This window comes from Erythrobacter colymbi, from assembly GCF_002155685.1.
Classification (GTDB): Bacteria; Pseudomonadota; Alphaproteobacteria; order Sphingomonadales; family Sphingomonadaceae; genus Erythrobacter; species Erythrobacter colymbi.
On the sequence record NZ_MUYK01000010.1, the window covers coordinates 13619 to 37272 of the forward strand.

At 67.5% G+C, this 23654-nt stretch carries 18 protein-coding genes; 8 read left to right on the forward strand and 10 right to left on the reverse strand.

The window, feature by feature from the left end; genetic code table 11:
- Positions 1 to 3 precede the first annotated feature (3 nt).
- The 5 genes from BZF57_RS15405 to BZF57_RS15425 all read right to left on the reverse strand — a co-directional run bounded on the left by BZF57_RS15405 (position 4) and on the right by BZF57_RS15425 (position 5596).
- Positions 4 to 1236 (reverse strand): 7TM domain-containing protein, encoded by a 1233-nt coding sequence (locus BZF57_RS15405; protein ID WP_086739595.1) that lies wholly within the window; start codon positions 1234 to 1236, stop codon positions 4 to 6.
- 1 nt (position 1237) lies between these two features.
- A complete protein-coding gene (locus tag BZF57_RS15410) occupies positions 1238 to 2185 on the reverse strand; it encodes a hypothetical protein (RefSeq protein WP_143738517.1) in 948 nt (315 codons plus the stop codon).
- Between the two features lie 167 nt (positions 2186 to 2352).
- Entirely contained in the window at positions 2353 to 4776 is a 2424-nt protein-coding gene (locus BZF57_RS15415; RefSeq protein ID WP_086739599.1) for a DNA translocase FtsK, read from the reverse strand.
- A gap of 74 nt (positions 4777 to 4850) precedes the next feature.
- Positions 4851 to 5036 (reverse strand): DNA translocase FtsK, encoded by a 186-nt coding sequence (locus tag BZF57_RS15420; RefSeq protein WP_162291028.1) that lies wholly within the window; start codon positions 5034 to 5036, stop codon positions 4851 to 4853.
- The gene (locus BZF57_RS15425) at positions 5036 to 5596 is read right to left on the reverse strand and encodes a thiamine phosphate synthase (RefSeq protein ID WP_086739604.1); all 561 of its coding nucleotides are present in this window, start codon (positions 5594 to 5596) and stop codon (positions 5036 to 5038) included. Before BZF57_RS15425 ends, BZF57_RS15420 begins: the two co-directional genes overlap by 1 nt.
- Here BZF57_RS15425 and BZF57_RS15430 point away from each other — a divergent pair.
- Positions 5595 to 6254, forward strand: a complete 660-nt coding sequence (locus tag BZF57_RS15430; protein ID WP_086739607.1) for a YggS family pyridoxal phosphate-dependent enzyme — start codon at positions 5595 to 5597, stop codon at positions 6252 to 6254. The two genes, BZF57_RS15425 and BZF57_RS15430, sit on opposite strands and share 2 nt — an antisense overlap.
- Positions 6255 to 6352: 98 nt before the next feature.
- Here BZF57_RS15430 and BZF57_RS15435 read toward each other — a convergent pair whose 3' ends face one another.
- The 3 genes from BZF57_RS15435 to BZF57_RS15445 form a co-directional block, all read right to left on the reverse strand.
- On the reverse strand, positions 6353 to 9118 hold the full coding sequence (locus BZF57_RS15435) for a TonB-dependent receptor (protein WP_086739610.1): 2766 nt from the start codon (positions 9116 to 9118) through the stop codon (positions 6353 to 6355).
- 110 nt (positions 9119 to 9228) lie between these two features.
- Positions 9229 to 11988: a [protein-PII] uridylyltransferase gene (locus BZF57_RS15440; protein WP_086739612.1), complete on the reverse strand. Its 2760-nt coding sequence runs from the start codon at positions 11986 to 11988 to the stop codon at positions 9229 to 9231.
- 24 nt (positions 11989 to 12012) lie between these two features.
- Positions 12013 to 13728 (reverse strand): class I adenylate-forming enzyme family protein, encoded by a 1716-nt coding sequence (locus tag BZF57_RS15445; RefSeq protein ID WP_086739615.1) that lies wholly within the window; start codon positions 13726 to 13728, stop codon positions 12013 to 12015.
- Between the two features lie 191 nt (positions 13729 to 13919).
- Here BZF57_RS15445 and lgt point away from each other — a divergent pair, with 191 nt between their 5' ends.
- Genes lgt through BZF57_RS15460 form a run of 3 tightly spaced genes read left to right on the forward strand, consistent with a single transcriptional unit; the run spans position 13920 to position 17298 of the window.
- A complete protein-coding gene (gene lgt / locus BZF57_RS15450; RefSeq protein WP_086739618.1) occupies positions 13920 to 14807 on the forward strand; it encodes a prolipoprotein diacylglyceryl transferase in 888 nt (295 codons plus the stop codon).
- A complete protein-coding gene (locus tag BZF57_RS21765; RefSeq protein ID WP_338029945.1) occupies positions 14711 to 16858 on the forward strand; it encodes a class I SAM-dependent methyltransferase in 2148 nt (715 codons plus the stop codon). The genes lgt and BZF57_RS21765 overlap by 97 nt, the downstream gene beginning before the upstream one ends.
- A 14-nt stretch (positions 16859 to 16872) precedes the next feature.
- Positions 16873 to 17298, forward strand: coding sequence for a DUF2147 domain-containing protein (locus BZF57_RS15460; RefSeq protein ID WP_086739620.1), 426 nt, complete (start codon positions 16873 to 16875; stop codon positions 17296 to 17298).
- 153 nt (positions 17299 to 17451) lie between these two features.
- Here BZF57_RS15460 and BZF57_RS15465 read toward each other — a convergent pair whose 3' ends face one another.
- Positions 17452 to 18990: an ABC transporter permease/substrate-binding protein gene (locus BZF57_RS15465; protein WP_086739623.1), complete on the reverse strand. Its 1539-nt coding sequence runs from the start codon at positions 18988 to 18990 to the stop codon at positions 17452 to 17454.
- Positions 18990 to 19784 carry an ATP-binding cassette domain-containing protein gene (locus BZF57_RS15470; protein ID WP_086739626.1) on the reverse strand — a complete coding sequence of 265 codons (795 nt, stop codon included), beginning with the start codon at positions 19782 to 19784 and terminating at the stop codon, positions 18990 to 18992. The genes BZF57_RS15465 and BZF57_RS15470 overlap by 1 nt, the downstream gene beginning before the upstream one ends.
- Positions 19785 to 19899: 115 nt before the next feature.
- Between BZF57_RS15470 and BZF57_RS15475 the strand changes: the two genes are divergently transcribed.
- The 4 genes from BZF57_RS15475 to BZF57_RS15490 all read left to right on the forward strand — a co-directional run bounded on the left by BZF57_RS15475 (position 19900) and on the right by BZF57_RS15490 (position 23653).
- The gene (locus BZF57_RS15475) at positions 19900 to 21066 is read left to right on the forward strand and encodes an isovaleryl-CoA dehydrogenase (protein ID WP_086739628.1); all 1167 of its coding nucleotides are present in this window, start codon (positions 19900 to 19902) and stop codon (positions 21064 to 21066) included.
- Positions 21063 to 21620 carry a HEAT repeat domain-containing protein gene (locus BZF57_RS20860; RefSeq protein ID WP_143738518.1) on the forward strand — a complete coding sequence of 186 codons (558 nt, stop codon included), beginning with the start codon at positions 21063 to 21065 and terminating at the stop codon, positions 21618 to 21620. The genes BZF57_RS15475 and BZF57_RS20860 overlap by 4 nt, the downstream gene beginning before the upstream one ends.
- On the forward strand, positions 21617 to 21922 hold the full coding sequence (locus tag BZF57_RS15485; protein WP_086739632.1) for an alkylphosphonate utilization protein: 306 nt from the start codon (positions 21617 to 21619) through the stop codon (positions 21920 to 21922). The genes BZF57_RS20860 and BZF57_RS15485 overlap by 4 nt, the downstream gene beginning before the upstream one ends.
- A gap of 123 nt (positions 21923 to 22045) precedes the next feature.
- Entirely contained in the window at positions 22046 to 23653 is a 1608-nt protein-coding gene (locus BZF57_RS15490; protein ID WP_086739634.1) for a carboxyl transferase domain-containing protein, read from the forward strand.
- The last annotated feature ends 1 nt before the right edge of the window (position 23654 follow it).

Here is a 23654-nt window from a genome sequence, read left to right on the forward strand (position 1 = left end):
GCTCTAGACGTCCTCCACCTTGCGGATGACCCATGCGTTGTGAACCAGTGGGCGGCGCTCGGTCCAGACGTCCGACCAGTCCTCGAGCACGCGGCCCCCGGATGCGACAAGGCGAGGCCGCGCACGGGCCTCGCGCTCGGGGAAGGTCTGCGGCACGCGGCGGCGCGCCCCGGGCTTGAGCTCCTCGGCCGATCCGATCACCCACATGCCATGAAGCGCCGGAGCGCGTCCGGCGAGAGCGGCGAGGACCATGCCGTGGTTGCGGTTGAGGCTCGCGAGCTGCGGTCTGCGGTACACCGCCCGCGCAGGGAGCGGCGGGGGGAGCGCGACCGGCTCCGGCACCGGCTCGGGTTCCGGCTCGGGCACCCGGCGCGTATCGGGCAGGCCCTTGCGGCGATCCTCGGTGACGCCCTCGGGCAATTCCTCGGCGGCGGCCGCGGCAGCCAGCGCCTTCGCGCGCCGCCGCCGCTCGAGCCAGATCGGGGCAAAGCGGCCGATTTCCGACAGGCGCAGCCCCCGATAGCGCCCGAGGATCGCAATCGCGATCGCGGCGGTGGCGGGCATCAGCAGCGGCGACCATTCGATCAGCGCCATCGCGAGGTCCGACACCATCACGAATTCGATCACGATGGCGAGCACGAAGGTGTTCATCGCCATCTTGGCGGCAGGCTTGGCCCCGTCCTTGCCCCACTGCTTCCACCACCGCTCCACGCACAAGGCGCAGACGATCACGGGGAAAGCATCGACCTGAAGATTGGTGTCGAGCATCATCTGCAAGCCCACCAGCACCAGCACGATCAGCGAAATGAGGACGCCCAGAAAGCCGACGCGGGTCATGCGCAGCTTGAGCAGGCTGGGCGTGACGATCATCCCCACCGCCACCGACGAGCACAGCACGATCGGCCCCATCACCGGCCCGATCTGCAAGAAGGCCAGCGCGATCAGCATCGGGGTGAACAGCCCGAAGGCCTTGAGGCCGATGAAGCTCCGCGCCAGCACCACCAGGAACGAACCCAGTGGGAGCACCATCAGCAGGTTCGAGGGCTTGAGCCCCCAGATTGCCTGCGAAGCAGCCACGCCTTCGAAGGTGGAAGGCAGCGCGAGGAAGCTCTCGGTATTGGCGACCCCGAGGCCGACCAGCATGGCGAGCACGACCGCAACCGCCAGCCCGACATAGAACGGGCGGCGGACTTGCGGTGTGGCGTTCGCCCAGATCTGGCCGACGCGGGCGATCATCTCAGAAGACGTATCCGACCGACAGCGTCAGGCGATAACCCTCGCGCTCGCGCGCGCTCTCGTTGCTCTTGAAGAACACGTATTTCGCCTCGGCCTCGACGCGCCACTTGCCGGGCCACCATTGCAGCTCGACTTCGGGCACCACCTGACGGTCGCGGCGCAGCGCGCCATCATCGGCGATGCGGCCATCGAAGCGGGTCTTGATCACCTCGACCGCCGGCCGCACCCGCAGGTCGGGGCCGATCGGGCGGGTGTAGGAGACCCCGGCGGAATCGCGCTCGTAGCCGCGCTGCGCATCGCCGGAACGGATGCTTTCGGTGCGCAGGTCGAAGGTGAGGTAGTGGTAGGCACCGAAGCGGCGGCGGTATTGCGCATCGAAGCGCGCGCCATCGCCGGTGGTCGCGGGGCCTGCGCCGTTGTCGTATTGCCGGTCGCGCCACGTCGCCCACAGGCGGAAGCGGTTTTCGCGGGTGGGCTCGTAGCTTGCGCGGGCGGAATACTCCCACGCGTCGGTATCGGGAGATTCGACCGTGACGAGATCGTCGTAGCGCCGCACCTGCGCCTGCAGTTCGAGCGTATCGGTCACATCCTGCTCGACGCTCGCGGTCAGCCGGTCGCGCGAGACATCGCGGCGACCGTTGCCGAGGCGGAACACCTCGATCCGGTCCGCTTCGAGCCGCACGCGGGTGCGCTTGCTTTCGATCCCGAGGCCGACCTGCCCGCGCACGGACAGCGCCTCGCCGTCGATCACCAGATCCTCGTCGCGGGTGGTGGTCTGGGCGCTGACCGTCTGGAGATCGATGCGGGCGTCGGGTTCGAGCCGCCAGCCTTTCTCCTCCTCCCCGGCCGCCGCCAGAGGCGTCGCCGCCAGACCCAAAAGGCCAGCCAGAACCACCCGCCACGCCTTGCGGGCAGGCGCAGAATTTCGCCGATTTGCGCTCGAAAACATGATGAAGCCCCCGTTAACCATGCAAGGCTTACGGGGGGCTTCGTTTAGAAAATTCTAACCGTGGTTAGAAACATTTGACACAGGACTAGGGGATTTCCGCAAGTCGCTGAAAAGCAAGGCCGCTGCCTTGTGCCGCTTTATTGCGCCACGCAGGGACGGGGCGCTCGTCAGAGCGGATTGCCGTCCTTGTCGCGGTAGATTTCGCGCCGGCCGACGTGGTTCGCGGGGCCGACGAAGCCGTCTTCCTCCATCCGCTCGATCCACTTGGCCGCGGTGTTGTAGCCCACACCCATCTGGCGCTGGAGCCAGCTCCCGCTCGCCTTCTGGTTCTCGAACACGATCTGGCAGGCCTGCCGGTACTTGCGCTCTTCCGGATTGTCCGAGGCGGTGAGGTCATCGTCGAAGCCGAACCCACCGAAGCCTTCCTCCGGCTCCTCGGTGACCGCATCGACATAGGCGGGCGAGCCCTGCGCGCGCCAGTGATCGGCGATCGCCTCGACCTCCTCGTCGGAGACGAACGGCCCGTGGACGCGCACCATCGCGCCGGTGTTGGGCTTGTAGAGCATGTCGCCGCGGCCCAGCAGCTGCTCCGCGCCCTGCTCGCCGAGGATGGTGCGGCTGTCGATCCGGCTCGTCACCTTGAAGCTGATGCGGGTCGGCAGGTTGGCCTTGATGACGCCGGTGATGACGTCGACCGAGGGGCGCTGCGTCGCCATGATGAGGTGAATGCCCGCCGCGCGGCTCTTCTGCGAGAGGCGCTGGATCAGCACTTCGATCTCCTTGCCGACGGTGACCATCAGGTCCGCCAGCTCGTCGACGATCAGCACGATCTGCGGCAGCGGTTCGTAATCGAGCTGTTCTTCCTCGAACAGCTCGTCGCCGGTCTCGGGATCGAACCCGCTGCGCACCCGGCGCCCGAGCGGCTTGCCCTTGGCGATCGCGGCGCTGACTTTCTCGTTGAAGGAGTTGATGTTGCGCGAGGAGATCGCGCTCATCATCCGGTAACGCCGCTCCATTTCCTCGACCGCCCACTTCAGCGCGCGCACCGACTTGGCGGGCTCGGTCACCACCGGCGAGAGCAGGTGGGGGATGTCGTCATAGGTCTTGAGCTCGAGCACCTTGGGATCGATCAGGATCAGGCGCAGCTCCTCGGGCGTGAAGCGGTAGAGCAGCGAGAGCAGGATCACGTTGAGGCCGACCGACTTGCCCGAGCCGGTGGTCCCCGCGACCAGCAGGTGCGGCATGGCGGCAAGGTCGGCGATCACCGGCTCACCCGCGATGTCCTTGCCGAGGATGATCGGCAGGTTGCCCTTGGCATCGGCGAAGGCTGCGCAGGCGGCGAGCTCCTTCAGCATCACCGTCTGGCGATCCTGATTGGGCAGTTCGATGCCCATCACGGTGCGCCCCGGGATCGGCGAGACGCGCGCGGAAATCGCGCTCATGTTGCGGGCGATATCCTCGGCAAGGCCGATCACGCGGCTCGCCTTGATGCCGGGCGCGGGCTCGAGCTCGTACATCGTCACCACCGGGCCGGTGCGAACCGCGGTGATCTCGCCCTTCACGTTGAAATCGTCGAGCACGTTCTCGAGCAGGCGCGCATTGCGCTCCAGCGCCAGCTTGTCGAGCTTGGGCGCCTTGTCGACCGGCGGCTCGACGAGGAGGTCGAGGCTGGGGAGGTTGAAGGCCGCGAACATGTCGCGCTGCGCGGTCTTCGCGGCGGCGGCGGGCTTGGGCGGGGCCGAGGGATCGGAGATTTCGGGCGGACGGCGCGGCGGATCGGCGCTGTCTGCCAGCGCACCGCTCTTGGGCCGCGAGGGACGCGGCGGGCGGGCGGGAGCATCGACGGCGTCATCGTCCATGTCGCCATCGAAGGCGAGCTTGTCCTGCCCGCCCTTGCCCCACGGCAGCGGAACGCGGCGCAGCAGCCCGGCGAGCGATCCGCCGCCGAGGAAATCGGGCAGGCTCATCAGCACCCGCCAGTCGATCGCGAAGATGCGGGTGAGGAGCGCGACGCCTGTGGCAAGGCTCGTGAGCGCGAGACCGAGGATCACCCAGCCTTCCGCTCCTTCGCCGAAGCGCGCGGCGACCGCCTGGATCGCGCCCGCGCCGAGCAGGCCGGCAAGGCCTCCGGCTTGCGCGGGCAGCGTGCCGCCCGGCCCTTCGAAGGCGAGGCTGAGGACGGTGGCGATCAGCGTCATCGCGATCAGCAGCAGCGCGGTGGGCATCCACCAGGCGGTGGTCTCGGGCTCGTCCCCGTTCTCGACATCGCGCCACAGCTTGCGCGCGCTGACATAGAGCAGCGGCAGCAGCAGGGTGCCGGGCAGGCCGAACACCAGCAACACGCGGTCAGCCGCCCATGCACCGGCCGCGCCCATCCAGTTGCGCACCACGGCAGTGTCAGCCGCGGTCGAGGGGCTCGGATCGGTCTGGGTGTAGCTCGCCAGCGCGAGCGCGAGGAAGACGCACAGCGCCAGCAGCAGCCCGGCGCCCGTCATCTGCGCGATGCGGCGCATCGATCGGCGAAGGCCGGCGCGCCATTCGGCGTCGGTCTGGCGAACGGGTTTGACGGACTGGGCCGCGCGGCTGGCCATGGGGGTTCTCCTGAGCGGAACACACCATGAATCCTCACCCGCAGCGGGTCAAATCTTTTCGCCCTCGGCCGCGGTCAATGGAGCCGATCCGGAGGAATGCTGATGATCCCGTTTTCCTCCATCCGCTCGATCCAGCGCCAGGCCTGATAGAAGCCGACATTGAAGTGGCGCTGGAGCACCGAGGCGCTCGGCCGCCCGCCGCTGATAACAAACTGGCAGGCCTGCCAGTAGAGCTGGTCGTCGTCGCGTGTGTCGACCATCAGCTGAGCCCGTCGATGGCGGCCCAGCGCGGCCATTTCAGCGCCCGCGCTTTGGGGGCGCTCATTCCTCCCAGCGCGATTACCGGGAGCCGCGACTGCCGCGCCAGCAGCCGGAACCGCACCGGCCCGAGCGTCGCGCCTCCGGGGTGCGAGCGGGTCGGGAACACCGGCGAGAGCAGCGCCGCATCCGCGCCGAGCCTTGCCGCCAGCCCCAGCTCGGCCAGATCGTGCGCGGTCGCGAGGTGGAGCAGGTCCGCCCTCCGCGGCCACAGCGCGCGGGGTGCGCCATAGATGCCGTCCGCCCCCCACTCGCGCGCGGTCAGTGCCGAATCGGCGAGCACCACCACGTGCCCCCGCGCCTTCGCTGCTCGTCGCAGGGCGCGGAAGCGGGCCAGCCGCTCGGGCCCATCAAGGTGATAGTGGCGGTAGATCAGCCCCGACCCGCGCGGCAGCCGGGCGAGCGCGCGCTCGAGCCCCGCGTCGTTGCGTGCGTCCGAGATCAGCCACAGGGCGGGGAGGGTCTTTGCGCGGGCCACGCAGCCGCTATAGGGCAGACCCATGGAAAGTGCAGCCTCCCGCCTCGACGCCGTCCGCAGCAACATCGCCCGCGCCTGCAAGCCCGCGCGGCGCAAGCCCGAAGACGTGACGCTGATCGCAGTGAGCAAGACCCATCAGGCGGACGCGATCCAGCCGGTGATCGACGCCGGCCAGCGCGTCTTCGGCGAGAACCGCGTGCAGGAGGCGCAGGGCAAGTGGCCCGCTCTGTGCGAGGCCCATCCCGATATTGCCCTCCACCTCATCGGCCAGCTTCAATCGAACAAGGCCGAGGAAGCCGTGGCACTGTTCGATTGCATCCACTCGCTCGACCGGCCGAGCCTGCTGACTGCGCTCGCGAAGGCGATGGACAAGGCCGGACGTCAGGTCCCCTGCTTTGTGCAGGTCAATATCGGTGACGAGGCGCAGAAAGGCGGCTGCCCGATCGCCGAACTGCCCGCGTTTCTTGCCGAGGTGCGTGCCACGGCGATCCCGCTCGCAGGGCTGATGTGCATCCCCCCCGCCGACACCGAGGCCGCGCCGTTCTTCGCCTTTCTCGCCAAGCTCGCGGCCGATAACGGGGTGACCGGCCTCAGCATGGGCATGAGCGGGGATTACGAGACCGCAGTGATGCTCGGCGCAAGCCATGTGCGGGTGGGCACGGCGCTGTTCGGAGCGCGCTAGCCCCTCGTCGCAAAATTATGCTGTAGGCGGACAATAACACCCAATAAAAAAGGGCGCCCCGTTGCCGGAGCGCCCCTTTCTTCCCGATCAGGCGTGGCTCAGTAGTTGAACCGCGCGGTGATGCCGTAGGTGCGCGGTTCGGCGAGGAACTGCGAGAACAGCTGGCGGCCGCCCGGGTACTGCGGATCGACGAAGGGCGCCGCGGTCGTGCCCGCCTGGAACGGCGAGTTGAAGGCGACCTGGGCGTTGTCCTTGTCGAAGATGTTCTGGCCCCACAGCTCCAGCGACCACTTCTGGTCCGGACCGCGCAGACCGATGCGGGCGTTGAACAGCGCGAAGCCGTCCTGTTCCTTCTGCGGGAAGAGGTCGGAGCCGGTGTTGAAGTCCGAGGTCAGACGGCCGTCGAAGTAGAACAGGCCGGTAAGGCCGCTGTCGCCGATTTCCGGAGTCCAGGTGACGCTGCCGGTGGCCACCACTTCGGGGGCGTTCGACAGGTTGTCGCCCGGCAGCTTGCGCAGCGCGGCATCGAGCGGCGCGCCGGCGCCATTGCCGACGAGGTCGCTGCGATACTTGGTGCGGGCATAGGTCAGACCCGCGGCCACCGAGAAGTTGTCCGACGGGTTCATCTGGGCTTCGATTTCGACACCCTGCGTGCGCACGCCGTAGCCGACATCGCCCGCGGCGCAGGCGCCGGTGGCGCTGCTGGTGTCGGTATCGGCGTTCGGGCCGCCGACGAGATCGCCGTTACAGCCGTTGACGTTCTGCACCAGGAAGACCGTGCCGTTGAAGGTGTTCAGCTGGAAGTTGCTGAAATCCGAACGGAACGCGGCAACGCTGAGGCTGAACGGGCCGGTCGCATACTTGGCACCCAGTTCGTAGCTGTCGACCAGCTCGGGGTCGAACTGGAGGTTGCGGACCAGCGCCTGCGCCCCGGCCTGTCCGCCGAACGGCGCGATCGGCGACTTGAGCGCCGAACGGTCGAGGTTGAAGCCGCCCGCCTTGTAGCCGCGCGCGAAGCTGGCATAGAGCAGCAGGTCGTCGGTCGCCTTGTACGAGAGGATCGCGGTGCCGGTCCACTCGTCTTCCTTGCGGCTGTCACGGATCCGGACGTTGTTGAGCTCGGCGGTCGAGTTGCCCTGGCAGGACAGGCCGATCAGCGCACCGGCCAGTGCGCGGGCGGTGGCGTTGGTGCTGCTCAGATCGTCGAGCACCAGACCCTGCACGGTGGTGCAGGTGGTGTTGTCGTTGCCGAACAGCGCCGAGAAGTCCTTCTTGTCCTTGGTGTAGCGCAGACCGACGGTCAGATCGAGGCGATCGGTGATGTGGACGATGTTGTGGGTGAAGGCCGCCCAGTTGGTCCCATCCTGGAAGTAGTTGTCGATCGTCGAGCCGCGGTCATTGAGGCCGTCGAGCGCGGTGAAGGCCGCAACGATGTCCGAACCCGAAGCGCCGGTGGCGGCGAGCAGCGTGTTGCGGCCAACGCCGGCGGTGTTGGTGATCCCGCCGTTGACGCAACCTGCGGCGGTCGGCGCATAGAGCCCCGCAAGGCCGCCGCCCGAAACGATGCGGCAGGTGGCGAAGCGGCCGTACTGGTTGCCGAAGCGCAGGTTGTCGCGCACGGTCAGCTTCTCGTTGGCGAAGAAGCCGCCGACGAGCCAGTCGAGCGTGCCGCCGAAGGCTTCACCCTGGAGGCGCAGTTCCTGCGTGAAGGTGTGGAACTGGCGGTAGGCCTCGTCGCTCTCGCCGCGGTAGAGAATGTCGACCGTGCCGTAGTCGGTGTCCGACGCCTGGCCCGAACGGTATTCGCGGTAGGCTGTGATCGAGGTCAGCGTGGCGCCGCCGATATCCCAGTCGATCTGGCCCGAGACGCCGTAGTCCTTGGTCTCGCCGGCATAGCTGCGGCCGCGGGTGACCGAAACGGTGCGGTCATAGCCCTGGTTGAACGCGCCGAGGTTCTGGCCGAGATCGCGCAGCACGTTGATGATGTTGTTGCCGTTCGGCGACAGCGGCGTCAGCGGGGTCGAGGGGTTGTTGAGGCTGCCGATGAACGGGTTCACGCTGTTGTCGACATAGGTCGCCGCGCAGCACTTCTCGTCACGGAAGGTGTAGTCGCCGATCAGGCGGACGGTGATCGTGTCGGTCGGTTCGAACAGCAGCTGGCCGCGCAGGAAGTACCGGTCGCGGTCGTTGATGTCGGTGTTGTTGGTCGGATCGTTGTAGAAACCGTCGCGCTTCACGTAGATCCCGTCGAGACGGGCGGCGAGGTTCTCGGTGATCGGGCCGGTGATGCTGCCGCCGAGACGGAAGAAGTTGTAGTTGCCGTAGGTCGCTTCGCCGGTGACGCCGAAGTCGAATTCCGGCTTCTTCGAATAGATGCTGATCAGACCGGCCGAGGAGTTGCGGCCGCCCAGCGTACCCTGCGGGCCGCGCTGCACTTCGATGCGGTCGATCTCGCCCAGTTCGTTGAGGCCGATACCCGAACGCGAACGGTACACGCCGTCGATGAACACCGGCACCGAGCTTTCGAGACCCGGGTTGTCGCCGACCGTGCCGATACCGCGGATACGGGCCGAGCCGTTGGCTTCCGAACCGGTCGAGGACACGAGCAGCGAAGGCGCGACCTGGTTGAGCTGGCGGATGTCGTTCGCGCCGCTGTTCAGCAGCGTTTCCGAGCTGACCGCCGAAATCGCGACCGGCACGTCAGCCAGCGCCTGCGCGCGCCCCTGCGCGGTGACGATGATGACGTTTTCGGGCTGAATCTCTTCTTCGGCGGCAGCGTTATCCTGCGCGAAGGCGGCTTGCGGCAGCAAGGCCATACCGGCGCCAAGCAGCGCAATCGCTCGAAGCGAAGCGAACGTGTTCATCAGGCATTCCCCTCTTTTTTGACTATTGTGTCTTGGCGGTAGCGCAGGGTGTGGCACTGCCGCAAGACAGCTTTGTCAGCGCCTTGCGACTTTCTGCCGGAGTGTTGCAGTCATGCTCTTTCGAGTTGTTGCTGCCGCTGGTCGCTTGCCGCCGAAAGCAGTGCCGCTTCGATCTCGGCCAGCCGTTCGGGCGCCTTGATCTTGGCCGCGGTCAGATCGGTCACGTAGAAGGTGTCGGCTGCCGCCTCGCCATAGGCGGTGATATGCGCCGAATGGACGATGAGGTTGGCCTTGTAGAGCGCGTGGGCGAGCCGGTTGAGCAGCGCGGGCCGGTCGCGCGCAGTCACCTCGATCACGGTGAAGTGGTTGGAGGCGTCATTGTCGAAGCCCACCCGCGGCGCGACGTCGAACGCCTTGGCGCGCGAATGTGCCAGCGGGCGCGCGGCGAGCTTGGGCACCAGTTCGACCTGCGCCAGCAATGCGTCGCGGATGCCCTTCTCGATGCGCGCCATCTGCCCCTTCTCGCGGAAGGGCTGGGCGTTGTGGTCCTGCACCAGGAAGTTGTCGACCGCATAGCCGCTCTTGGCGGTATGGATGCGCGCGTCGATGATGTTTGCGCCCGCAAGATGGATGCCGCCGGCCATGCGGTAGAACAGGCCCGGGTGGTCCGCGGCGATCACGCTCACCCGCGTCGCCCCGCGCGTCTCGTCGACCTCGCAGCGGATCGAGAGGTGATCCTTCGATGCGATCGCCGCGTCGTACTGGAGGAGGTTGCTGGCGATGATGTCCTCGGGCTCGGCGATCCAGTAGGCATCGCCGAGCAGCGCGCCGATGGAATCGACGAGGTGATCCTGCTCGCCCAGCAGCCGCTGCACCGCGTCCTTCTTGGCGGTGACGCGCTGCTTGCGTCCGGTGCCCTTGTGGCCCAACCGCAGGCGTTCCTGCGCGGCATCGTATAGCTCGCCCAGCAGCTGCCCCTTCCAGCTGTTCCACGTCCCCGGCCCCACCGCGCGGATATCGACCGCGGTGAGGATCGCGAGATTGCGCAGCCGTTCGAGGCTCTGCACCTCGGAGACGAAATCCTCGATCGTCTTGGGATCGGTGAGGTCACGCTTCTGCGCGGTGCGGCTCATCAGCAGGTGGTGGAGCACCAGCCAGGCGACGAGATCGGTCTCCTTCTCGTCGAGCCCGAAGCGCGGGCACAGGCGGTGCGCGACATCCGCGCCGAGCACCGAGTGGTCGCCCCCGCGGCCCTTGGCGATGTCGTGGAGCAGTACCGCGACATAGAGCGCGCGGCGCGAGGCGAGCTTGGGGAACTCGCGGCTGGCGCGCGGGTGATCGGCGGTCAGCAGCCCGCGCTCGATCTGGCTCAAGAGCCCGATGGCGCGGATGGTGTGCTCGTCGACGGTGTAGTGGTGATACATGTCGAACTGCATCTGCGCGTTGACGCGGCCGAAATCGGGCACGAAGCGGCCGAAGACGCCCGCCTCGTTCATCCAGCGCAGCGCGGTTTCGGGGTCCTTGCGGCCCGACAGCAGCTCGAGGAACAGCGCATTGGCGCGCTTGTCGCGGCGCAGCTTGCCGTCGATCAGTTTGGAGTCGCGTCCGACCTGCCGCATGGTTTCGGGGTGGATGTCGAGCCCCTCGGCCTCGGCCAGCTGGAACACCTCGATCAGGCGCACGGGATCGGCCTTGAACCAGTCGTCGCCCGGCGCGCGCAGGCGTCCGGCCTCGACCGTGTAGCCCTTGAACTGGCGCGGACGCTGGGTCCAGCCGGCGAAGAACCCGGTGCGCGGGCGCTTCTTGGCCATCTCCTCGTCAAGGTGCGAGAGGAACACGCCGGTCAGGCTGCCCACCCGTTTCACCTGCAGGAAGTAGTACTGCATGAACCGCTCGACCGCGCTCTTGCCGGGGCGGTCGGCGAACAGCATCCGCTCGGCCACCTGCCGCTGGAGATCGAAGGTCAGCCGGTCCTCGGCGCGGTCGGTGATCAGGTGCATGTGGCAGCGCGCCGCCAGCAGGAAGCCCTCGGCGCGGCGGAAGCTGCGATATTCGCTCGGCGTGAGCAGCCCGACATCGACCAGCTGCGCGGCGCTGTCGACGCGGTGGACATACTTGCCGATCCAGTAGAGCGTCTGGAGATCGCGCAGGCCGCCCTTGCCCTCCTTGATGTTGGGTTCGACCACATAGCGGCTGTCGCCCATGCGCTTGTGTCGCGCGTCGCGTTCGGCGAGCTTCTGGGTCAGGAACTGGCGTTCGGAGCCCTTGGCGACCTCGTTCCAGAACCGCGCGCGCAGCTCTTCATAGAGCGCCTGTTCGCCCCACACGAGCCGGCTTTCGAGCAGGGCGGTGCGGATCGTCAGATCCTCCTTCGCCATGCGGATCGTGTCGGAGACCGTGCGGCTGGAGTGCCCGACCTTGAGGCCGAGATCCCACAGCAGGTAGAGCATCGTCTCGATCACCTGCTCGCACCACGGCGCGCGCTTGCCCGGGGTGATGAAGGCGACATCGACATCCGAATGCGGCGCCATCTCCGCCCGGCCATATCCGCCCACCGCGAGGATCGCGAGCCGCTCGGCCTGCGTCGCGTTGGGCACGGGGTAGAGATGCGTGGTGACGTGATCGTGGATCACCCGCAGCAGCTGGTCCATCAGGAAGCTGAAGCCGGCAGTGACGTCGTGCCCCGCCGAGGGTGTTTCCATCAGCCTCCGGGAAAGCTCGGCGCGTCCCTCGTCGAGCGCCATCCTGAGCGCGGTGACGATCGCCGGGCGGGCCCGCGCCCCGCCTGCCTCGTGCAAGGACGCGATCTCCTCGGCCAGCGCGCGCCGGTCGATGATCGCGCGCTGGGCGGGGACGCGTTTGAGGTTCACTTCACCGGGCTCGCTCGGTCAGGCTCACGCGGCCTTGGCCTGCTCGAGGAAGCGGGCCTTGACGCTGCGCTTGTCGATCTTCTGCGTGCCGAGACGCGGCAGGGCTTCGTGCACCAGCCAGATCTGCGCTTCGAGCGGCACCTTGAACGGCGCGATCCGCTCCAGCAGGAAGGCGCGCAGTTCACCCGGCGTGATCGCGGGGTGGCCTTCTTTCATGGTGTAGACCGCCGCCGGCACCTCGCCGAAACGCTCGTCGGGCAGGCCGAAGACCGAGCATTCGCCGATGTCGTCATGGGCGTAGATCGCGTCCTCGACCTCGATGCACGAGATGTTCTCGCCGCCGCGGATGATGATGTCCTTCTTGCGGTCGACGATGAAGAGGTAGCCGTCCTCGTCGAGATAGCCGAGATCGCCGGTGCGGAAATAGCCATCGTCGGTGAAGGCCGCGGCGGTCGCCTCGGGGTTCTTCCAGTAGCCGCGGAAGTTGCAGACCGAACGGATGCAGACCTCGCCGACCTGCCCCTGCGCCAGCGGCTTTCCGGCATCGTCGAGGATCGCCATGTCGACCATCGGCTTGCTCGGCCGGCCGGTCGAGCCGGGCTTGGCGAGATAGTTCTCGTTGAAGTTGCCGCAGCCCACCGCGTTGGTTTCGGTGAGGCCGTAGCCGAGCAGCGGGAAGCTGCCGGGGAAGGCTTCCTTGATGCGGGTCACGTGCTCCACGGGACGCGGCGCGCCGCCCGCGGCGAAGCTCTTGCAGGCCGACAGGTCGTATTTCTCGCGGTCGGGGTGGTTGGCGATCTCGTAGCTCATCAGCGGCACGCCGACGAAGTAGCTGACCTTTTCCTCGGCCATCAGCCGGATCGCGAGGCCGGCGTCCCACTTGGGCATCAGCACCAGCTTGCGCGCGATGGCGAAGCTCTGGAGGAACAGCGGCACTTCGCCTGTGACGTGGAACAGCGGCACGGCGACGAGCGCGCAGGGCTGGTCGGTAATGACCTCGCCCTGCGATTCGACGTGGACCTTGGCCATTGCCGACTGGGCGACATAGTTCATCACGCCGTTGACGACGCCGCGGTGATCCGACCAGGCGCCCTTCGACTTGCCGGTCGAACCCGAGGTGTAGAGGATGGTGGCGATATCGTCCGGCCCGAGTTCGCCGAGCAGCGCGATCGCGGCGGGCGTGCCCTCGGGCGCGGCCCAGGTGGCGGCGAGGCCTTCGGCGGGCGGGTTTCCGTGGCTGAACAGCACCACCTTGGCCGGGTGCGAATGGCCTTCGAGCCGCGCGGCGCGGCCGTCATCGGCGAGCACCACCTTGGCCTCGGCCAGATCGATCCCGTAGGCGAGTTCCTCGCCGCTCGAAAAGCCGTTGAGCAGGGTCGCACAGCCGCCCGCCATGATGATGCCCATATAGGCGATCATCCAGTTGGCCGAGTTCCTCGCGGCTATGCCGATGCGGTCACCCTTGGCGATGCCGTGGTGCCGGATCAGCCCTTCGGCCACGCAGGTCGCGGCGGCATAGGCCTCGCCGAATGTCAGGCGGATGTCGCCATCGACAAGGAAGGGCAGGTCCTTGTTCTGGTTGGCGAAGTGGGCGAAATAATGCGCGAGCGTCGGCGGCGCGCCGAGGAAGACCGGCATCTCCACCCCGTCGCGCACGAAGGGCACGGTGGCAAAGGGCTGTCCTTCGGCGGTGAGGCCGTTGATGATCGCTTCGAGCGCATTGTCCAGCTGGGTGGGCATGCGGTTGTTTCCTCTCTCTCTTATTGCGGCCTTCGGCCGGGTGCGACCCGCGCCTGTTGCCTGTCCCATTGCGTCCGGCGGTGTCCCGTGCCCCTTCCCCTGCCCCGTCCGCTGTGCCAGAAGCGCCAGCGCGACCGGGGCCGTTTCGGGCTCACCGTTACGGCATATCATTGCAATAAGAGGTTCGCTCCGTGCTGTCACTACTTGCCGCAAGCGCTGCTGCTGCCGAACCCTTCCAGTGGGCCAGCCTCAAGCTCAAGCCCTACCTGTTCGAAATCGGGCCGTTCCAGCTGCGCTACTACTCGCTGGCCTACCTGCTGGGGGTGATCTTTGCCTACTGGCACACCTCCAAGGCGCTGAAGCAGCCCGGCGCGCCGATGGCGCAGCGCCATGCCGACGACCTGTTCTTCTACTGCACGCTCGGCGTGATCATCGGCGGGCGGCTCGGCTATGCGATGTTCTACGACCCGAGCCTGTGGACCGGCTTTGCGGGGGACGGCTTCATCACCTGGAAGCTGCTGCGCCTGTGGGACGGCGGCATGAGCTTCCACGGCGGCCTGCTCGGCGTGACGGTGGCGATGGCGTGGGTGTCGTGGCGCGACAAGCTGAACTTCATCCGTGTGGTCGACTATGTCAGCGTCGGCGTGCCGATGGGCATGCTGCTCGGCCGCCTCGCCAACTTCGTCAACGGCGAGCTGTGGGGCCGGGCGACCGACGTGCCGTGGGCGATGGTCTTCCCGCGCGATCCCACCGGCCTCGCCCGCCACCCGAGCCAGCTTTATCAGGCCGGGCTCGAAGGGCTGGCGATGCTGGTGATCATGCTCTCGCTGTTCTGGCTCACCCGCGCGCGCTATCGCCCCGGGCTACTCGCCGGGGTGTTCACTGTGGGCATGGGCATCTCGCGCTTCGTGAACGAATTTTTCCGCGAGCCGGATCAACAACTGGCTGACTTTGCGGCCCGCACCGGGCTATCGATGGGACAATGGCTGACGATACCGCTTATCCTGACTGGATTGATTGTCGTGATCTACGCGCTGCGGAAGAAGCCGCTGGCGGCGGGTACGACAGCGCCGGCCTGAGCGGCGGGGCAGGGGTCTGGCGCAGTGCGCTACGGCTGATCGACCCCTCGCCCGAGCCGACCACCAAGGCCTCTCCGTCCAGCGCCGCGGCCGCCGCGCAGGCGCGCGAGGCTGCGCGTGCCGAGGCCAAGGCCCGCGCCGAGGCCGCCGCGCGCGAGAAGGCCGAAGCGCTCGCCCGGGCCAAGGTGGAAGCCGAGGAACGCGCCCGCGCTCTCAAGGAAACCCGCGCTCGCGAGAAGGCCGAGGCCGAAGCCCGTGCCCGTGCCGAACGCGAAGCGCGCGAGAAGGCGGCGGCCGAGGCCCGCGCAAGGAAGCTCGCCGAAGCCGAGGCCCGCGCCCGCGCGGAAGCCGAAGCCCGCGAACGCGCTGCCGCCGAGGCGCAGGCACGCAAGGAAGCCAAGGCCCGCGCCATCGCCGAGGAAAAGGCTCGCAAGGAGGCCGAGGAGCAGGCGAAGCGCGAAGCCGAAGCCGCCGCTGCCGCCGCCAAGGCCGCAGCCGAGGAACAGGCTCGCCGCGAGGCCGAGGAGAAGGCCCGTTTCGAAGCCGAAGCCCGTGCCCGCGCGGCTGAGGAAGCGCGTCTCAGGAAGGAGGCCGAAGCCCGCGCCCGCGCCGAGGCCAAGGCCCGCGCCAAGGCCGAAGCCGAAGCCAAGGCCAAGGCGGAGGCCGAGGAAAAGGCGCGCCGCGCGGCCGAAGAGAAAGCCCGCCGCGAAGCCGAGGCCAAGGCGAAGGCCGAAGCCGCGCGCATCGCCGCCGAAGAGGAAGCCCGCCGCAAGGCCGAGGAAGCCGCCGCCGCCGAGGCCGCGCGCCTTGCCGCAGAGGAAGCCGCGCGCATCGCGGCCGAGGAACAGGCGAAGCGCGAGGCCGAAGAGGCCGCTGCTGCCGAAGCTGCGCGGCTGGCTGCCGAGGAAGCCGCCCGCATCGCCGCCGAAGAGCAGGCCAAGCGCGAGGCCGAGGAAGCTGCCGCCGCCGAACAGGCCCGGCTCGAGGCCGAAGTCCTCGCCCGCGCGCAGGTCGATGTGCCCGCCGTCCTCAAGCGCCTGATCCGCGAGACCGGGCCGATCCCGCTCTCGCAATACATGGGCGAGAGCAACGCGCGCTATTACGCGAGCCGCGATCCCTTGGGCGAGCAGGGCGATTTCATCACCGCGCCCGAGATCACCCAGGCTTTCGGCGAGCTGATCGGGGTGTGGCTCGCCGACCTGTGGTCGCGCATGACCAAGCGCAAATACATCCACTATGTCGAGCTCGGCCCCGGGCGCGGGACGCTCGCCAAGGACGCGCTCGGGGCGGCGGCGAAGCAGGGGTTGAAGCCGCAGATCCACTTCGTCGAGACCTCGGCCACGCTGCGCAAGCTCCAGCGGGAGGCCTTCCCGGACTGCATCCACCACCACGACATCTCGACCCTGCCCGACGATGCGCCGCTGCTGATCGTCGCCAACGAGTTCTTCGATGCCCTGCCGGTGCAGCACCTGATCCGTTCGACCGACGGGTGGTATCCGCGGCTGGTGGGGCTGGATGGCGACGCGTTCACCTTCGTCACCGGCCGGGAGCGGATGGACCATCTCGTCCCGCCCAGTTGGGTCACCGCCTCGCAAGGCACGCTGATCGAGACCAGCCCCGCCGCAGTCGCTCTGATGGCCGAGCTGGCGCGGCGGTTGAAGGAGCAGGGCGGGGCGGCGCTGATCATCGACTATGGCCATGAAGAGCTGCGCTCGGGATCGACCTTGCAGGCGCTGAAGTCGCACCAGAAGGTCGACGTCTTCGCGCATCCGGGCGATGCCGACCTCACCGCCCACGTCGATTTCGAGCTGCTCCAGCTCGTGGCGCAGCAGCACGGCGCGGATGTGATGGGGCTGCAATATCAGGGCGAGTGGCTGATCCAGATGGGGATCGACACCCGCATGGAGATGCTCATCCGCCGCTCGCCTTACGAGCGGCCGAAGTTCCAGCGCCAGCGTGACCGGCTGGTGAAGGACAGCGAGATGGGCCGGCTGTTCAAGGTGCTCGGCCTGTGCGGGCGGCGCTGGCCGTTCGGGGCGGGGTTCCAGTAACGAGGGGAGCAGGGATGAGGAAACAGGCAGGCATTCTGGCGGCGGTGCTCGGGCTGGCGGCGATGGTGCCCGCGGCCTTTGCGGCCCAGCCGATCACCGGCCGCTGGGTGACGGCGGAAAAGGACGCGGTGGTCGCGATCGCCAAGTGCGGCAAGGCGCTGTGCGGGCGGATCGAGAAGTTTCTCGTCATGCCCGCGGGCGGCAACGACCAGCGCGACGTCAACAATTCCGACCCGGCCAAGCGCACCCGCAAGCTGATCGGCACGGCGATCCTCACCGGCCTCGTCGCCAATGGCGAAGCGTGGCACGGCGAGGTCTACGATCCCAAGAAGGGCAAGACCTACAAGGCCGAAGTGCGCCGCAAGCCCGATGGCTCGCTGGAAGTGAAGGGCTGCGTCGGGCCGTTCTGTCAGGCGCAGGTCTGGCGGAAGGCTTCTTGATTTGCGCGGGCCATCCGGCCCGCGATATCCTCGCTCACACGGCCTGACGGCCGTGTCGCTGCGGGCGGCCGGTTGGCCTTGCGGGCCTACGGCCCGAAATTGCGCCAACCTGTCCCCCTCCCGCTGGCGGGAGGGGTTAGGGGTGGGCCCGAATCACAACCCCAGCTTCTTCGCCAGTGCCTCCGCCGCCTGCTTGGGCGTCAGTTTCCCCGCATCCTCGCGGTCCACGGCGTAATTCGCCTCGCGCATCGCCTCGACGCTGATCGCGCCCAATAGCGGTTGCAGCGCGGCGGCAACGCCCGGGTCGTCCGCAATGCGGGGGGAGAGCAGCAGCAGCGCGTCATAGCTCGGCAGCGCGCCCTTGGGGTCGGCGAGTACCACCAGCCTGTCGGCAGCGATCCGACCGTCCGAGGTATAGGCGCTGATCACGTCGGCCTCGCCCGAGCGCAGCGCGTCATACATGAAGGTCGGCGCGAAATTGCGGGTTCGCCCGAAGCGCAGGCCATAGGCATCGCGCACCGCCAGCCATTCGGGCCGCTCGAAGAATTCGGGATCGCCCCCCACGGTCAGGCTCCCGCCCTCGCCGACCAGATCGGCGAGGCTGGTGACGCCCAGCGCCTTGGCGCGGTCGGGCCGCATCGCGAAGGCATAGGCATTCTCGAACCCCAATCGGCCGAGCACCCGCACCTTGTTCTGGCGCGCTTCCCATTCGCGGATCGTCTCGTACACCGCCTCGCGCCCGGGGTTGTCCGCGCGCTTCATGAAGTTGGCCCAGATCGTGCCGGTGTAATCGACCGAGATGTCGACGCTCGAGGCTGCGACCGCCGAGTGCACCACCGCGCTCCCCAGCCCGTCGCGATATTCTACACGGTAACCCGCCGCCTCCAGCCGCGATCCGATCAATTGCGCGAGGATATACTGCTCGGAGAATTGCTTGGCGGCGATGACGATCGGCCGCTCGGCATCCTCGCTGCGCTGGCCCCACAGCGCGGCGAGGATGCCGAGGGCAACGATCGCCATGCCCCCGAACGTCATCCAGCGCTTGCGCCGGGCAAGGCCGACCTCGATCACCCAGAGCAGGTTGTCCGCCGCCAGCGCCAGCCCCGCGCTCGCGAGGCACCCGGCGAGCACCAGCGCCCAGTTCTGGGTCTGGAGCCCGGCGAAGATCGGATCGCCGAGGCTCGGCTGGCCGATGGTGGTGGCGAGTGTCGCCGCGCCGATGGTCCAGACGCTCGCGGTTCGGATACCGGCCATGATGAAGGGGGCGGAGAGCGGAGCCTCGACCAGCACCAGCTTCTGCCACTTGGTCATGCCCACGCCGTCCGCGGCTTCGAGCACGCCTTCGTCGAGATTGGCCTGCGCGGTGACCGCGTTTCTCAGGATCGGCAGCAGGGCGTAGAGCGTCAGCGCCATCAGTGCGGGCAGGAACCCTAGTGTCGGCAGCCCCTCGCCGAACACGCTGCGCAAGGACAGCAGCAGCGGGAAGAACAGCGCCAGCAGCGCGAGCGCGGGGATGGTCTGGACGAGGCTCGCAAGGCTCAGCGCGAGGCGCGAGACCAGCGGCGAACGGCTCGCCCACACCGCCATCGGCAGGGCGATGAGGATCGCCAGCCCGATCGCGCAGGCCGCCAGCACCACGTGCGCGGCAAGCTTGTCGGTGAGGCCGGGGAGGATGTCCCAGATGCTGCCCATCAGGCGCCGCTCTCCTCCAGGCCTTCAAGCGCGGCAAGCTGTTCGGCCTGCTCGCGCGGCACCCTGACGAGGCGCTGCGCGACCGTGCCGCCGGCTCCGGCGAGCAGCGCGCGCGGGGTCTCGTCGGCCACCAGCGCGCCCTTGTCCATCACCAGCACGCGGTCTGCCAGCAGCAGCGCCTCGGCCATGTCATGCGTGACCATCACCGTGGTAAGGCCGAGCGTCTCGTGCAGCTCGCGCACCTTGCGGCCCAAGGCGTCGCGGGTGACGGGATCGAGCGCGCCGAAGGGCTCGTCCATGATCAGCAGCTCCGGGCCGCCCGCCAGCGCCCGCGCCACGCCGACCCGCTGGCGCTGCCCGCCGGAGAGTTCGTCGGGCATTCGCGTCGCATAGACCGGATCGAGCTCGACCAGTTCGAGCAGTTCGGCGACGCGTTCGGGCGGCAGCTTCTCGCCCGCCAGCCGCGGGCCGATGGCGATGTTCTCGGCGACCGAGAAATGCGGGAACAGGCCGATGCCCTGGAACACGTATCCGACCCGGCGGCGCAGGCGGGCGGGCTTGAGGTGGGTGACATCCTCGCCCCCGAACAGCACCCGGCCGCCCGTGGGCTCGACCAGCGTGTTGACGGTCTTCAGCAGCGTCGACTTGCCCGATCCCGATGCGCCCACCAGCGCGACAAAGCTGCCCCTGGCAAGGTCGCATGAAACACCGACGCCGTCCGTGCCAACGGCCGTAACCTCGCCGAAGCGGCAGATCACCCCGTCGAAGCGGAGCAGGGGCGAAGCGGTTTCCATTCGTGCCAAGGATTAGCGAGGTTAGGCACGCCGCGCCAGCGTCTCCGATTGGCGTTTGCGCGATGGCTTGCTATGCGGGCTGCCAGAACAATCATTACGCGGCGAGGAACAAATCATGCGCGCCACCCCCGATTTCGACTTCCAGCTTGGCGAGGCTGCCGAGATGATCCGCGAGAGCACGGCGCGCTTCGCCGACGAGCAGATCATGCCGCTCGCCGAGCGCACCGACCGCGAGGACCGCTTCCCGCGCGAGCTGTGGCAGCCGATGGGCGCGCTGGGCCTCCACGGCATCACGGTGGAAGAGGAATGGGGCGGTCTGGGCCTCGGCTATCTCGAACACGTGATCGCGGTCGAGGAAGTCAGCCGCGCGAGCGCCAGCATCGGCCTGTCCTATGGCGCGCACTCCAACCTCTGCCTCAACCAGATCCGCCGCTGGGGGAATGACGAGCAAAAGGCGAAGTATCTCCCCAAGCTGATCTCGGGCGAGCACGTCGGCAGCCTCGCCATGTCCGAGGCGGGCGCAGGGTCGGATGTGGTCTCGATGAAATTGAAGGCCGATGCGGTTCAGGGCGGATACGTCCTCAACGGCACCAAGTTCTGGATCACCAACGCGCCTGAGGCCGATACGCTGGTGGTCTATGCCAAGACCGACGGGCACGCCGGATCGCGCGGTATCACCGCCTTCCTCATCGAGAAGGGCGACGAGGGCTTCGCCATCGGCCAGAAGATCAGCAAGGTCGGCATGAAGGGCTCGCCCACCGCGGAGCTCGTCTTCAACGACTGCTTCATCCCCGAAGACCGCATCATGGGCCCGGTCAACGGCGGGGTCGGGGTGCTGATGAGCGGGCTCGATTACGAGCGCGTGGTGCTCGCCGGATTGCAGCTCGGCATCATGCAGGCCTGCCTCGACACGGTGATCCCCTACCTGCGCGAGAGGAAGCAGTTCGGCAAACCCATCGGCAGCTTCCAGCTGATGCAGGCCAAGGTCGCAGACATGTATGTCGCCCTGCAATCGGCCCGCGCCTACACCTATGCCGTCGCCAAGGCCTGCGACGCGGGGCAGACGACGCGCTTCGATGCGGCCGGGGTGATTTTGCTGGCGTCGGAAAACGCCTTCAAGGTCGCCGCCGAAAGCGTGCAGGCGCTGGGCGGGGCGGGCTACACCACCGACTGGCCGGTCGAACGCTACATGAGGGACGCCAAGCTGCTCGACATCGGCGCTGGGACGAACGAGATCCGCCGCATGCTGATCGGGCGCGAATTGATCGGGGCGGCGGGGTGAGCTTGCCGGTTGATTGGCGTGCGATCGCCGAAAAGCTGGGAACGATCAGTTCGACTGAGCATGGGTATAGCGAGCGTGGCGGCACGGGCGTCGCATGCGATGCAATTGCAGAAATACTCGGAGCTTCTCTGCTTCGTGATGCTGTCGATTTTGCCGTGTCAGGCGGGCCCGGGGCCGAGGCCGCCCGATCTGTCCTGATCCTGTTGAAATCACCGGCTGCGATGGAGCGTTGCCTTGAGATCTTCCGTGAGCCTCTCGATGCTCAGCAGGCAGGCGACGCAATTCATGTCCTCAAGATGATTTCAGATCGCCGTGTACTCGCGTGGATCCCCGAGTTCATGGCAAGCGAAAACGAGATCGTGAGACTCTGGACGTTGGGCATTCTTGATCAGCTACTCATCATGCAGGAAGCCATTACACCTGAGGAAGCCGCGCCATTCTTCAAGCAGGCTTTGGCCGATCCGAGTGGTAACGTCCGAAACGAAGCATATCGGTTCCTCGAAGATTTTGCGCAGGAGGAGCAAGTGATTGCCATGCGGAGTTTCATGCAATGAGCACCGACGAAGACTACGTCTATGACGAGGCGAGCGGCGAGTGGCCGCCCGCGTCCGAGCTTGCGGCCCAGCGCGCGGCGGAGGACGCGGTGGACGTGCGCGATGCGGTCGGCAATATCCTTGCCGATGGCGATGCGGTGACGTTGATCAAGGACCTCGAGGTCAAGGGCGCAGGGCAAACCCTGAAGCAGGGCACGCTGATCAAGTCGATCCGCCTGACCGGCGACCCTCAGGAGATCGACTGCAAATATCCCGGCATCAAAGGCCTGGTGCTCAGGGCCGAGTTTGTGCGGAAACGGTGAAGAAAGATGACACTACCCTCGTCACCCTGAACTTGTTTCAGGGTCCATCGCACAGACAAGAACAGCCGGTGCGAGACGAGAAATGGATGCTGAAACAAGTTCAGCATGACGGAGAGATTTAGAATGACCGCCCCCACCCTCACCACCAAGCTCGACCGCGAGAGCCCCGAGGCCAAGGCCCGCTTCGCGCACAACCATGCCCTCGCGCAGGAGCTCCGCGCGCGGGTGGCCGAGGCGGCGCTCGGCGGGCCGGAGAAGCATCGCGAGCGGCATGTCAGCCGCGGCAAGTTGCTCCCCCGCGAGCGGGTGGAGCGGCTGCTCGATCCGGGTTCACCCTTTCTGGAGGTCGGGCAGCTGGCGGCGAACGGGATGTATGAGGGCGACGTCAACGGCGCATCGATCATCACCGGCGTGGGGCGAGTCTCGGGGCGGCAGTGCATGATCGTGTGCAACGACGCGACCGTGAAGGGCGGCACCTATTACCCGATGACGGTCAAGAAGCACCTGAGGGCGCAGGAGATCGCGGCAGAAAACCGCCTGCCGTGCATCTATCTGGTCGACAGCGGCGGGGCGAACCTGCCGCATCAGGCCGAGGTCTTTCCGGACCGCGACCATTTCGGCCGCATCTTCTTCAATCAGGCGAACATGTCCGCCCTGGGCATCCCGCAGATCGCCTGCGTCATGGGCTCCTGCACCGCGGGGGGCGCCTACGTGCCCGCCATGTCCGACGAGACGGTGATTGTGCGCAACCAGGGCACGATCTTCCTTGCCGGCCCGCCGCTGGTGAAAGCCGCGACGGGCGAGGAGATCACCGCTGAAGACCTCGGCGGTGGTGACCTGCACGCCAGGAAGTCCGGCGTGGTCGATCACTTGGCCGAGAACGACGAGCACGCGCTCACCATCGTGCGCGACATCGTCTCGCACCTCGGCGCGAACACCGGGGCGGCGAAGGACGTCGCGCTCAAGGACCCGCGCCCCCCTAAGTTCGATGCCGAGGATCTCTACGCCCTCATCCCCGAGGACGTGCGTGCGCCTTACGACGTCAAGGAAGTGATCGCGCGGCTGGTCGACGGCTCCGAGTTCCACGAGTTCAAGGCGCATTACGGCAGCACGCTGGTGTGCGGGTTCGCGCATATCTGGGGGATGCCGGTCGCGATCCTCGCCAACAACGGCGTGCTGTTTTCGGAAAGCGCGCAGAAGGGCGCGCACTTCATAGAGCTGGCCTGCCAGAGGCGCATCCCCTTGCTGTTCCTCCAGAATATCAGCGGCTTCATGGTCGGCGGGAAATACGAGGCAGAGGGCATCGCCAAGCACGGGGCGAAGCTCGTCACCGCCGTGGCGACCGCGACGGTGCCCAAGGTCACCGTGGTGATCGGCGGGAGCTTCGGCGCGGGGAACTACGGGATGTGCGGCCGCGCCTACTCGCCCCGCTTCCTGTTCACCTGGCCCAACGCGCGCATCAGCGTGATGGGCGGCGAGCAGGCGGCATCGGTGCTCGCCACCGTGCACCGCGACGCCGAAAGCTGGACCCCGGAGCAGGCCGAGGCCTTCAAGCAGCCGATCCGCCAGAAATACGAAGACGAAGGCAACCCCTACTACGCCACCGCCCGCCTGTGGGACGACGGCGTGGTCGACCCGGTGCAGACCCGCGATGTGCTGGGGCTTGCGTTTGCGGCCTGCCTTGAGGCACCTATCGCCGAGCAGCCCAAATTTGGCGTATTCAGGATGTAGA

Excerpts from the sequence above, each read along its gene's own strand:
- BZF57_RS15415 (WP_086739599.1), bottom strand. The coding sequence starts at position 4,776 with ATGGCCAGCCGCGCGGCCCAGTCCGTCAAACCCGTTCGCCAGACCGAC.
- BZF57_RS15410 (WP_143738517.1), bottom strand. The coding sequence starts at position 2,185 with ATGTTTTCGAGCGCAAATCGGCGAAATTCTGCGCCTGCCCGCAAGGCG.
- BZF57_RS15475 (WP_086739628.1), top strand. The coding sequence starts at position 19,900 with ATGCGCGCCACCCCCGATTTCGACTTCCAGCTTGGCGAGGCTGCCGAG.
- BZF57_RS15425 (WP_086739604.1), bottom strand. The coding sequence starts at position 5,596 with ATGGGTCTGCCCTATAGCGGCTGCGTGGCCCGCGCAAAGACCCTCCCC.
- BZF57_RS15445 (WP_086739615.1), bottom strand. The coding sequence starts at position 13,728 with ATGCCCACCCAGCTGGACAATGCGCTCGAAGCGATCATCAACGGCCTC.
- BZF57_RS15420 (WP_162291028.1), bottom strand. The coding sequence starts at position 5,036 with ATGGTCGACACACGCGACGACGACCAGCTCTACTGGCAGGCCTGCCAG.
- BZF57_RS15405 (WP_086739595.1), bottom strand. The coding sequence starts at position 1,236 with ATGATCGCCCGCGTCGGCCAGATCTGGGCGAACGCCACACCGCAAGTC.
- BZF57_RS15485 (WP_086739632.1), top strand. The coding sequence starts at position 21,617 with ATGAGCACCGACGAAGACTACGTCTATGACGAGGCGAGCGGCGAGTGG.
- BZF57_RS15465 (WP_086739623.1), bottom strand. The coding sequence starts at position 18,990 with ATGGGCAGCATCTGGGACATCCTCCCCGGCCTCACCGACAAGCTTGCC.
- BZF57_RS21765 (WP_338029945.1), top strand. The coding sequence starts at position 14,711 with ATGGCTGACGATACCGCTTATCCTGACTGGATTGATTGTCGTGATCTA.
- BZF57_RS15460 (WP_086739620.1), top strand. The coding sequence starts at position 16,873 with ATGAGGAAACAGGCAGGCATTCTGGCGGCGGTGCTCGGGCTGGCGGCG.
- BZF57_RS15430 (WP_086739607.1), top strand. The coding sequence starts at position 5,595 with ATGGAAAGTGCAGCCTCCCGCCTCGACGCCGTCCGCAGCAACATCGCC.
- BZF57_RS15435 (WP_086739610.1), bottom strand. The coding sequence starts at position 9,118 with ATGAACACGTTCGCTTCGCTTCGAGCGATTGCGCTGCTTGGCGCCGGT.
- BZF57_RS15490 (WP_086739634.1), top strand. The coding sequence starts at position 22,046 with ATGACCGCCCCCACCCTCACCACCAAGCTCGACCGCGAGAGCCCCGAG.
- BZF57_RS15470 (WP_086739626.1), bottom strand. The coding sequence starts at position 19,784 with ATGGAAACCGCTTCGCCCCTGCTCCGCTTCGACGGGGTGATCTGCCGC.